Below are 11,347 nucleotides of genomic sequence, written 5' to 3' on the forward strand. Positions count from 1 at the left end.
GACGTGCGAAGTGACATGATCAAAAAAGGAATCGACCGTGCTCCCCACCGCAGTTTACTGTATGCGACGGGAGTGAAGCTGGAAGATTTGGAGAAACCATTCATCGGTGTATGTAACTCGTATATCGATATCATCCCCGGTCACATGCATTTAAACGGATTTGCTCAAGTCGTGAAAGAAGCGATCCGGGAAGCAGGCGGGATCCCGTTCGAATTCAACACAATCGGTGTCGATGACGGGATCGCCATGGGACATATCGGGATGAGATATTCGCTCCCGAGCAGGGAACTGATTGCAGACTCAGCGGAAACCGTCATCAACGCCCACTGGTTTGACGGCGTATTCTATATCCCGAACTGCGATAAGATCACACCGGGAATGCTGATGGCCTCGGTCAGGACGAATGTCCCTTCCGTTTTTGTATCGGGAGGTCCGATGGAAGCTGGCGTATCAAGTGAAGGGAAGCCTTTATCACTCGTATCCGTTTTCGAAGGCGTCGGTGCCCATCAGTCTGGAAGGATGACGGCGGAACAGCTGCTGGATATCGAAGCTAATGCTTGTCCGACTTGCGGATCGTGCTCCGGGATGTTCACGGCGAACTCGATGAATTCCCTGATGGAGATGCTCGGAATGGCACCTCCCGGAAATGGGACGATCGTCGCAACATCCGAAGAGCGGCATCAATTGATCAAGGATGCAGCGAAATACCTTGTAGACATGGTAAAAAAAGACATCAAGCCGAGGGATATCATCACCGAAGATACGATCGATGACGCGTTCGCCCTGGATATGGCGATGGGAGGCTCGACGAATACGGTCCTTCACACGCTTGCGATTGCCAATGAAGCAGAAATCGATTATGACATCAACCGGATCAATAAAGTGGCTGAAAGGGTCCCATATCTGTCCAAGATCAGCCCGGCCTCCGACTACTCCATGCAGGATGTGCACAATGCCGGAGGGGTCAGCGCCATCATTAAAGAGCTGTGCGAGATGGAAGCCGTACACAAAGACCGGATCACCATCACCGGAAAATCACTGTATGAAAATGTGAAGGATGCCCACATTCAAAACGATGACGTCATCCGCCGTAAGGAAAACGCCCACAGTCCGGTAGGCGGATTATCCGTCCTGTTCGGAAATATCGCCCCTAACGGCGGTGTCATCAAGGTTGGGGCAGTGGACCCATCGATCAAGACATTCATGGGAGAAGCGATCGTTTACGAATCACAGGATGCTGCCCTTGCCGGAATCGAAAGTGGCGAAGTGAAGGAAGGTCATGTGGTGGTCATCAGGTACGAAGGGCCAAAGGGCGGTCCTGGCATGCCTGAAATGCTTGCCCCGACAGCTGCGATTGCAGGGCGGGGATTAGAAAAGAAAGTGGCCCTCATGACAGATGGACGATTTTCCGGGGCATCCCGGGGCATATCCATCGGACACGTATCACCGGAAGCGGCTGAGGGAGGGCCGATCGGGGTCGTGGAAAATGGCGATCCGATCTTCATCGACCTGACCAATCGGACAATTTCCCTGATGGTGTCAGAAGAAGAGCTGAAGTTCAGGCAGCAGGAGTGGGTACAGCCTCCTCCGAAAATCAAAAAAGGATATCTTGCAAGATATGCAAAGCTTGTGACATCAGCGAGTACAGGCGGCATCTTGAAAACCGAATAGATCGTAAAGCGTTGAAGAGGTAAAAGGATTGGAATCCGTATTTTCAGAGAGCTGGTGGTGCTGTGAACCAGTAATACATCCAATACCGACATCCCCTCTGAGTATCGTTCTGAACGTCTCAAGTAGGAACGGTCGAGTAGATGTTACTCGTTACAAAAACAAAGGCTGATGAAACCGGTCAGCCTGCAAAGGGAGATCAATCGGTCTCTGAATGAGGGTGGTACCGTGGAAAGGATGTAAGACCTTTTCACCCCTGCGAAAGATGAATTCTGTCGTAGTGGGTGGGAAGGTCTTTTTTGTTTGAATCAGTTGGGTGAACAATGCTCAGGCAAAATCAAACCAGCTTTTAAAAAAGGAGAGGAGAGATAGGCAATGAGAGCGAAAGTTGAGGCAGAACCGGCTTCACAGACACTGACAGACAACGTCAACGGTGCTGATATGCTGATGATGGCTTTAAAGGAAGAGAGAGTTGAGATTCTGTTTGGATATCCTGGAGGCGCGGTATTGCCGATTTACGATGCTCTTTACAAAGCTCCGATCAAGCATGTCCTGGCACGGCATGAACAGGGCGCCATCCACGCGGCGGAAGGGTATGCGAGGGTATCCGGGAAACCGGGAGTCGTCATTGCGACGTCAGGCCCAGGGGCGACGAATCTTGTCACCGGGATTGCAGATGCGATGATGGATTCCCTGCCACTCGTCATCTTCACCGGTCAGGTGGCTTCAGGTGTGATCGGGACCGATGCCTTTCAGGAAGCGGATGTTGTCGGCATCACGATGCCGATCACGAAGCATAATTATCAGGTCCGGGACATCAAGGACCTGCCGAGGATCGTCAAGGAAGCCTTTCATATCGCCTCGACAGGCAGGCCGGGACCGGTGCTTGTCGATATACCGAAGGATCTCACATTGCAGCAGGCTTACCTGCCCCACGAGGTGGAGATGGACCTGCCGGGTTATCAGCCGAACTTCAGCCCGAATCCACTACAAATCAAGAAGATGGTCGACGCCATCCAGGTGTCGAAGCAGCCGGTCATCCTAGCCGGTGCCGGTGTCCTTCACGGAAAGGCAACGGAGGAACTGAAAACATTCGCAGAGCAGTATGATATCCCGGTGATCCATACCCTCCTAGGGCTGGGCGGATTTCCGGCAGATCATCCGCTGTTTCTCGGAATGGCGGGAATGCATGGTTGTTATGCGAGCAATATGGCCATCCATGAATGTGATCTTCTTATCAATATCGGTGCCCGGTTCGATGACAGGCTGACAGGGAATCTCACCACGTTCGCGCCAAGGGCGAAGGTGGTCCATATCGATATCGACCCGGCTGAGATCGGGAAGAACGTGGATACTCAGATTCCAATCGTGGCCGATGCAAAGCAGGCACTCACCAAGCTCCTTCAACATGAAGTCGTAAAGCCGGATTTCGATGCCTGGCACCATCATCTCAAATCGTACAAAAGGGACTATCCATTCTGGTATAACCAGGCACAGGACGTATTGTCCCCGCAGCGCCTGATCGAGCAGGTATACGAAATGACGAACGGGGAAGCCGTCGTCACGACAGATGTCGGGCAGCATCAGATGTGGGCGGCCCAATACTACTCTTTCAAAAAGCCGAACAACTGGGTCACATCCGGCGGACTCGGGACGATGGGCTTCGGTTTCCCGGCTGCGATCGGTGCACAATTGGCGAACCCGTCCAGTACCGTCGTCGCTTTCGTCGGGGACGGCGGATTCCAAATGACCCTGCAGGAGCTGGTTCTCTTGAAAGAGCTGAATCTTCCAGTCAAGGTGATCCTGCTCAACAACGGCACGCTCGGAATGGTCAGACAGTGGCAGGAAACGTTCTTTGAAGAGAGGTACTCTCAATCGGTATTTTCCATGCAGCCTGATTTCGTGAAGCTGGCCGAATCATACGGCATCAAAGGATATCAAGTGAAAACCCAGGAAGAAGTCGATGCTGTTTTAAAAGAAGCGCTCACAAATGATGAGCCGGTACTCATCGACTGCTGGGTGAATCCAAAGGAAAACGTCTACCCGATGGTGGCCCCAGGGAAGGGATTACACGAAATGTTAGGGGTGAAACCATGAGGAAGCGGATTGTCACAGCCCTTGTCCACAACCGGAGCGGTGTTTTGAACCGGGTGACAGGATTGTTCACGAAGCGTCAGTTCAATATCGAAAGCATCTCGGTCGGATACACGGAAGTCGAAGGGATATCCCGGATGACCTTTGTCGTCAACGTGGAAGATGACCGGAAGATTGAACAGCTGTTAAAACAGCTCCATAAACAAATCGATGTCCTCAAAGTATCGGACATCACCGATCAGGGTGTCGTTGCCAGGGAGCTTGCCCTCATCAAGGTGCTGAGCACAGGTCAGACCCGGTCCGAAATCAACGGGATCGTAGAACCGTTCAGGGCTGCCATCATAGATGTCGCAAGGGACAGCGTGACCGTTCAGGTGACAGGGGAAACGTCTAAAATAGAAGCCATCATCGATCTGTTAAGGCCATATGGGATCAAGGAAATCGCACGTACAGGGATCACGGCATTCGCCCGTGGCAATGGAAAACCGGTCACCGATCTGAAACAGTATTCAATCGTGAATTAATACCTTTTAAATAAACTTATTATTCAAAAAAATGGAGAGGATGAGGGAAATGGTAAAGGTGTATTATAACGGAGATGTGAACGAAGAGGTTCTAAAAGGGAAAAAGGTCGCGGTAGTAGGCTATGGTTCACAAGGTCACGCACATGCACAGAACCTGAAGGAAAGCGGATTTGACGTTGTAGTCGGTTTACGGAAAGGGAAGTCATGGGACCAGGCGGAAAAAGACGGCTTTGATGTTTATCCGGTCCGGGAAGCGAGCGAACAGGCCGACGTCATCATGGTCCTTCTGCCCGATGAACATCAGCCGAAAGTGTATGAGGAAGAAATCAAGCCGGCCCTTTCCCCTGGAAAAGCACTTGCATTCGCCCACGGCTTCAATATCCATTTCCATCAAGTCGTTCCGCCGGAAGAGGTTGACGTCTTCCTTGTCGCACCAAAAGGACCGGGGCATCTTGTCAGACGAACGTTTGAAGAAGGGGCCGGGGTACCTGCCCTCTTCGGGGTATATCAGGATGCAACAGGTCAGGCGGCGGAACTCGCACTCGCGTATGCAAAGGGAGTCGGGGCAGGCCGCGCAGGAATCCTTGAGACATCCTTCCAGGAAGAAACGGAAACCGATTTGTTCGGTGAGCAGGCAGTCCTTTGCGGCGGGGTCACATCCCTTGTAAAAGCAGGATTTGAAACCCTTGTCGAAGCAGGGTATCAAAAGGAAGTCGCCTATTTCGAATGTTTACATGAGCTGAAGCTGATCGTCGACCTGATGTATGAGCAAGGGTTGGAAGGGATGCGCTATTCGATCTCCGACACGGCTCAATGGGGAGATTTCGTTTCAGGTCCACGGGTCGTGAATGAAGAAACGAAAGCCCGCATGAAGGAAGTATTGACGGATATCCAAACAGGAAAATTTGCGAAGGGATGGATCCTGGAGAATCAGGCGAACCGTCCGGAATTCAACGCCATCAACCAGCGTGAAAGCAGACACCCGATCGAAGTCGTCGGGAGGGAGCTTCGTAAAATGATGCCGTTTGTACAAAAACCTTCTAAAAAGGAAAAGGAAGTGGTAGCGAGTGCGAACCATTGAAATCTTTGACACAACCCTTCGTGACGGTGAACAGTCAGCCGGTGTGAATCTGAATACAATCGAAAAGATCGAGGTGGCAAAACAGCTGGAAAGACTCGGTGTCGATGTCATTGAAGCTGGTTTTCCTGCAGCTTCAAAAGGGGACTTTGATGCGGTGCAGCGGATCGGTGCAACCATTAAACACAGCTCGGTTACCGGACTTGCAAGGGCACAGCAGCGTGACATCGACGCTGTGTGGGAATCCCTTAAAGGGACCGCCGAACCGAGACTGCATGTGTTCCTTGCCACTTCACCGATTCATATGACCCATAAGCTGAAGATGAGGCCGGATCAAGTCATCGAGACAGCAGTCCAGGCCGTGCAGTACGCAAAGAAATTTTTTCCGGTCGTCCAATGGTCGGCAGAAGATGCGTGCAGGTCGGATCTCAACTTTTTGGTGAACATCATGGAGAAGGTGATCGACGCAGGCGCTTCGGTCATCAATCTGCCTGATACCGTGGGCTATATTACGCCCCATAAATACGGAGAACTGTTCCGGTATGTCAGGGAGAATGTCCCGAATATCGATGGGGTGAAGTTATCTGCCCATTGTCATGACGACCTTGGGATGGCGACGGCCAATTCACTCGCGGCGATTGAGAACGGGGCAGACCAGATTGAAGGAACGATTAATGGAATCGGCGAGCGTGCCGGCAATGCGGCACTTGAAGAAGTGGCGGTGGCCCTTCGGATCCGTGAAGATTTCTACGGGGCGACGACCAGGCTGAAGCTTGATGAAATCAAGAAAACCAGTTCCCTTGTCAGCAAGCTCACGGGGATGAGGGTCCCTGCCAACAAAGCGGTCGTGGGGGACAATGCTTTTGCCCATGAATCGGGCATTCACCAGGATGGCGTCCTGAAAGAGAAGACCACATACGAAATCATCACCCCTGAACTAATCGGAGTGACTTCCAACCGTCTCGTTCTCGGGAAACACTCCGGCCGTCATGCATTTAAAAATAAGGCAGTCGAACTCGGTTTTGAACTGACAGAGGAGAAGCTGAACGAAGCATTCCGCACCTTTAAAGACTTGGCGGATAAGAAAAAGGAAATCGTCGAAGAAGATCTGTTCAGCATCCTGACGAATAAACAGACTGAAATGACCGAGGGGGCAGGATACACGTTAGAAAGGATGCAGGTCCAATACGGCATGGACAATATCCCGACCGCGACAATTCAGTTGAAATACGAGGACGGAAACGTATCCCGCCTCGCTTCGACCGGCTCCGGAAGTGTGGAAGCCATCTACAACACAATCGAAAAGATGCTGCCGGGACCTTCCAAGCTGCTTGATTACAAAATCAACTCTGTCGGAGGCGGCCGGGATGCCCTGGCTGAAGTGTATGTCCGCCTCGAATATAACGGGGAAAAGACAAGCGGACGGGGTACGGCACAGGATGTATTGGAAGCTTCTGCCCGGGCATACTTAAACGCCGTGAACCGGTCGGCCCTGAAACCGGTGAGGGAAAAAGAAGCGGTGAAAGCAAGTCTATAAATGAAGGGAGTCTTGGGACTCTTCTATTATAAAAACAGGAGGTAATTCTAATGAAGAAGAAAATCGCTGTACTACCAGGAGACGGGATTGGTCAGGAAATCATGGACGGGGCATTGGAAGTACTGAAGGCAGTCGGTGACTGGTTCGGGCATGAGTTCGAAGTCGAAAAGGGCCATATCGGCGGCTCTGCCATCGACCGTTACGGCGTACCATTACCTCCTGAAACGATCAAGCTGTGCAAAGAGAGCGACGCTGTTTTACTGGGTGCAGTCGGAGGGCCGAAATGGGAGCACCTCCCGAAAGAGGTACGGCCTGAAAAAGGGCTGCTCGGGATCAGGAAAGAGTTTGACCTGTTCGCGAATCTTCGTCCGGTGAAAGCCTTTGAAAGCCTTCTGGGGGCCTCTCCCCTTAAACGGGAAATCGTCGAAGAAGTGGATTTGGTGATCGTCCGTGAACTGACGGGCGGCCTGTACTTCGGTCAGCCGTCCGGACGCCAGGGAAAACAGGATGAAGTCGCCATCGACACCCTCGTGTATGAAAAGAGCGAAATCGAACGGATCGTTCATAAAGCCTTCAAGCTTGCACAAAAACGGAAGAAAAAAGTCACCTCCGTCGACAAGGCCAATGTGCTGGAAACAAGCCGAATGTGGCGGGAAGTCGTGAATGAAGTGGCGGCAGAATACCCTGATGTGGAAGTGGAGCACATGCTTGTCGACGTCGCTGCCATGAAGCTGATGTATCAGCCGAAGCAATTCGATGTGCTTGTGACGGAGAATATGTTCGGGGATATCCTCAGTGATGAAGCATCCATGATCACCGGCTCACTCGGCATGCTCCCTTCCGCCAGTCTGAGAGGCGACGGTTTCGGACTGTATGAACCGGTCCACGGCTCTGCACCGGATATCGCAGGTAAAGGAAAAGCCAATCCACTGGCGATGATCCTGTCGGTTGCGATGATGCTCAGACACTCCTTCGGTTTAAAAGAAGAGGCTGAAATGATTGAAATGGCCGTCCAGGAAGTGCTGAATGCAGGATACCGAACAGGCGATCTCTGGACGATGGGACGGGGGACCGTTGTCGGCACCGGTGCCATGAGTCAACTGGTTGTCGAAAGGCTGGAAGCGGATCATGCGCTGTCCTCGATCCTCGCCGCCTACTTATAAGAATAGATTGTGAATCAAAAAACGAAATCAACCGGGAGGGAGTCCATGGCAGGGAAAAATATCATCGAAAAGATATGGGAAAAACATATTGTACACAGAGAACAGGGCAAGCCGGACTTATTATACATTGATCTGCACCTTGTGCATGAGGTGACGTCTCCCCAAGCATTTGAGGGGCTCCGTATAAAAGAGCGAAGCGTCCGGCGGCCGGACTTGACGTACGCCACGATGGATCACAACGTACCAACGAGGGAGCGTCACATCATCAGGGATGAAATCGCCCGCCTGCAAATGGATACGTTGAAGCGAAACTGCGAAGAATTCGGTGTCACCCTTGCCGATATCGATCATCCCGATCAAGGGATCGTCCACGTCATCGGGCCGGAACTCGGGCTTACCCAGCCTGGGAAGACGATCGTGTGCGGGGACAGCCATACGTCAACACACGGTGCATTCGGCGCCCTTGCCTTCGGGATCGGCACGAGTGAAGTGGAGCACGTATTGGCGACCCAAACACTTTGGCAGTCAAAGCCGAAAACCCTCCAGGTGGAAGTATCCGGGGAGACCGGGTTCGGCGTCACTGCAAAAGACGTGATCCTGCACATTATTTCCGCGCACGGGGTCGGGTTCGGCACCGGATATGTGATCGAGTTCACCGGAGACGTCATCCGCAATCTGACGATGGAGGAAAGGATGACCGTCTGTAATATGAGCATCGAAGCAGGGGCAAAGGCGGGGCTGATCAGTCCCGATGAAACGACGTTTGCCTATTTGGAAGGCAGGAGATATCTTCCACAGGATAGATCATTTGAACAATGCAAAGCAGATTGGACTGGGTTGAAGAGCGATGAAGACGCGATCTATGACCACAGAATCCATGTGAAAGGGGAAGAGATCGAGCCCCATGTCACATGGGGAACAAATCCAGGCATGGGCGCCGGAATTTCAAGGTCCGTCCCTCATCCAGAAGACTACAGTGACCCGTCTGACAGAGACGGGGTGGAGCGGGCCCTCGATTATATGGGACTCGAAGCGGGGATGAGGATGGAAGACATCCCTGTTGATTATGTGTTCATCGGTTCCTGTACCAATTCACGTCTAAGTGATCTGAGGGCGGCGGCCGAGGTCGTGAAGGGACAAAAGGTCCATGCCGGGGTAACGGCACTGGTCGTGCCTGGATCTTTTAAAGTGAAACAGGCGGCAGAAGAAGAAGGGCTCGATCTCATTTTCAAAGAAGCCGGATTCCAGTGGAGGGAAGCAGGATGCAGCATGTGCCTTGCCATGAACGATGACATCGTCCCTCCCGGCAAGCGCTGCGCTTCGACGTCCAACCGGAACTTTGAAGGCAGGCAAGGTAACGGATCAAGAACACACCTGTTAAGCCCGTCCATGGCTGCCGCGGCTGCCGTGACCGGAAAGCTGACCGATGTGAGGAAACTGGAGAAAATGCCGATTTCATAGGAGGTGTACAAGTGGCAATCAATCATGTGGAAGGAAGGGTATTTCCTTTAAGGCGTGACAACGTCGATACAGACCAGATCATCCCGAAGCAATTCCTGAAACGAATCGAGCGGAAGGGCTTCGGTCAGTACTTGTTTTATCATTGGCGATTTGAAGACGATGGGAAATCGCTCAGAAGCGATTTTGCCCTTGATACACCGAGATATCAGGATGCCGAAATCCTTCTTGGAGGCAAAAATTTCGGCTGCGGATCTTCAAGGGAACACGCACCGTGGGCCCTTCAGGATTTTGGATTCAAGGTCATACTTGCGAAAAGCTTTGCGGATATCTTTTTTAACAACTGCTTGAAAAATGGAATCCTGCCTATCCGGCTAGACGATGCCATCGTGGATGCGTTCATGAAAAATGAACGACAGTCCGATTCCTATACAATTGACGTCTCACTTGAGAAACAGGAGATAAGAGATTCTGAAGGGCTGACCGCCCGGTTTGAAATCGATCCGTACTGGAAGACGATGCTCCTGAAGGGGCTTGACGAAATAGATTTGACCCTGCATTACGGCACAAAAATCGAAGAATACGAAAACAAATATGAGGTGAGTGACTTGGGAATTTAATGGATAGCACTGAAGTTGTAGAAGCGATGGAAAGAATCAGTCATCAGGTGCACCGGACACCTTTGAAACAATCATCGACGCTGAATTCGTTCACAGGCGGAGAGGTTTATTTGAAAATGGAAAACCTGCAGAGAACAGGTTCATTCAAAGTCAGGGGCGCAATGAATAAAATCATGTCATTGTCAGAAGAAGAAGCAGGGAGGGGAATCATCGCCGCATCTGCCGGCAACCACGCCCAGGGGGTGGCACTAGCCGCCTCTAAGCGGGGGGTCCCCTCAAAGATCTTCATGCCGAAACGGACACCTTCAACGAAAGTGGCGGCAACGAAACATTACGGAGCCGAAATCGTCCTGACAGGCGACACCTATCAGGAAGCCTACGGGGCAGCACTCGAAGAGAAAGTCAGAAAGGGCTCAACGTATGTTCATGCATTTGATGACCATAAAGTGATGGCCGGTCAAGGGACGGTCGCACTGGAAATGCTTCAGCAACTCAGTGATCTGGACATGATCCTTGTACCCGTCGGGGGAGGCGGGCTGCTTGCAGGCATGGCCCTTGCCGTAAAGGCGTTCAACCCCCGGGTGCAAATTGTCGGCGTGCAGGCACTGGGAGCGCCTGCTACGTACAACTTCTTTACCGGGAGGAACAAAGGTCCCCTCGAACACGTACACACGATCGCAGACGGGATCCTTGTGAAGAAGCCGGGAGAACTCACATTCCCGATTATTAAAAAATACGTAGATGACATGGTCACGGTCACCGATGAAGAAATCTCCTACAGCATCATGTTCATGCTGCAGCGGGAGAAAACCCTCGTCGAAGGAGCCGGTGCCGCATCCCTTGCGGCAGCCATGTGCAAAAAAGTCAACGTGCAAGGAAAGAAAGTCGGCTGCGTCATCAGCGGCGGCAATGCCGATCCGAGCAAAATCCCCGTGTACAGGGACTTATCGAAAATGGCGCGGCAACTGCACCATATCGTTTAATAATGAGACGGCTTCCGGCTATGGGCTTAGTCGGGGGCGGTTTTGTTTTTTTAAGGGGGGGGTTGTGCGATTGGTGTGGGGGCAGCGGCAATATGGCGCTTGCGCAATGTATGGGGGGAAGTGGCGGAACATGGAAATTAGGCAATATGCATCAGGGGCAGCGGCATAACATGGAAATTGCGGAATGCGCATGGGGGGCAGTTGCACAGCATGGCAATTGCG

At 52.0% G+C, this 11,347-nt stretch carries 9 protein-coding genes; all 9 read left to right on the top strand.

Translation table 11 applies throughout. The features are described 5' to 3' along the window. Positions 1-3: 3 nt before the first annotated feature. The 9 genes from ilvD to ilvA all read left to right on the top strand — a co-directional run bounded on the left by ilvD (position 4) and on the right by ilvA (position 11,125). The gene (gene ilvD / locus KH172YL63_RS02585; protein WP_173104643.1) at positions 4-1,671 is read left to right on the top strand and encodes a dihydroxy-acid dehydratase; all 1,668 of its coding nucleotides are present in this window, start codon (positions 4-6) and stop codon (positions 1,669-1,671) included. A 372-nt stretch (positions 1,672-2,043) separates the two neighbouring features. Then, entirely contained in the window at positions 2,044-3,765 is a 1,722-nt protein-coding gene (gene ilvB, locus KH172YL63_RS02590; protein ID WP_173104644.1) for an acetolactate synthase large subunit, read from the top strand. Continuing rightward, positions 3,762-4,286, top strand: a complete 525-nt coding sequence (gene ilvN, locus KH172YL63_RS02595) for an acetolactate synthase small subunit (RefSeq protein WP_173104645.1) — start codon at positions 3,762-3,764, stop codon at positions 4,284-4,286. Before ilvB ends, ilvN begins: the two co-directional genes overlap by 4 nt. 49 nt (positions 4,287-4,335) lie before the next feature. Further along, positions 4,336-5,367: a ketol-acid reductoisomerase gene (gene ilvC, locus KH172YL63_RS02600; RefSeq protein WP_173104646.1), complete on the top strand. Its 1,032-nt coding sequence runs from the start codon at positions 4,336-4,338 to the stop codon at positions 5,365-5,367. Beyond that, positions 5,354-6,901 (top strand): 2-isopropylmalate synthase, encoded by a 1,548-nt coding sequence (locus KH172YL63_RS02605; protein ID WP_173104647.1) that lies wholly within the window; start codon positions 5,354-5,356, stop codon positions 6,899-6,901. Before ilvC ends, KH172YL63_RS02605 begins: the two co-directional genes overlap by 14 nt. 50 nt (positions 6,902-6,951) lie before the next feature. Then, positions 6,952-8,064, top strand: coding sequence for a 3-isopropylmalate dehydrogenase (gene leuB / locus KH172YL63_RS02610; protein WP_173104648.1), 1,113 nt, complete (start codon positions 6,952-6,954; stop codon positions 8,062-8,064). 45 nt (positions 8,065-8,109) lie between these two features. Further along, a complete protein-coding gene (gene leuC / locus KH172YL63_RS02615) occupies positions 8,110-9,525 on the top strand; it encodes a 3-isopropylmalate dehydratase large subunit (RefSeq protein ID WP_173104649.1) in 1,416 nt (471 codons plus the stop codon). A gap of 11 nt (positions 9,526-9,536) precedes the next feature. Further along, entirely contained in the window at positions 9,537-10,142 is a 606-nt protein-coding gene (gene leuD / locus KH172YL63_RS02620; protein ID WP_173104650.1) for a 3-isopropylmalate dehydratase small subunit, read from the top strand. Continuing rightward, positions 10,142-11,125, top strand: a complete 984-nt coding sequence (gene ilvA / locus KH172YL63_RS02625) for a threonine ammonia-lyase (protein ID WP_232066103.1) — start codon at positions 10,142-10,144, stop codon at positions 11,123-11,125. The genes leuD and ilvA overlap by 1 nt, the downstream gene beginning before the upstream one ends. Positions 11,126-11,347: the final 222 nt, after the last annotated feature.

The organism is Bacillus sp. KH172YL63 (assembly GCF_011398925.1).
Lineage (GTDB): Bacteria > Bacillota > Bacilli > Bacillales > Bacillaceae_B > Rossellomorea.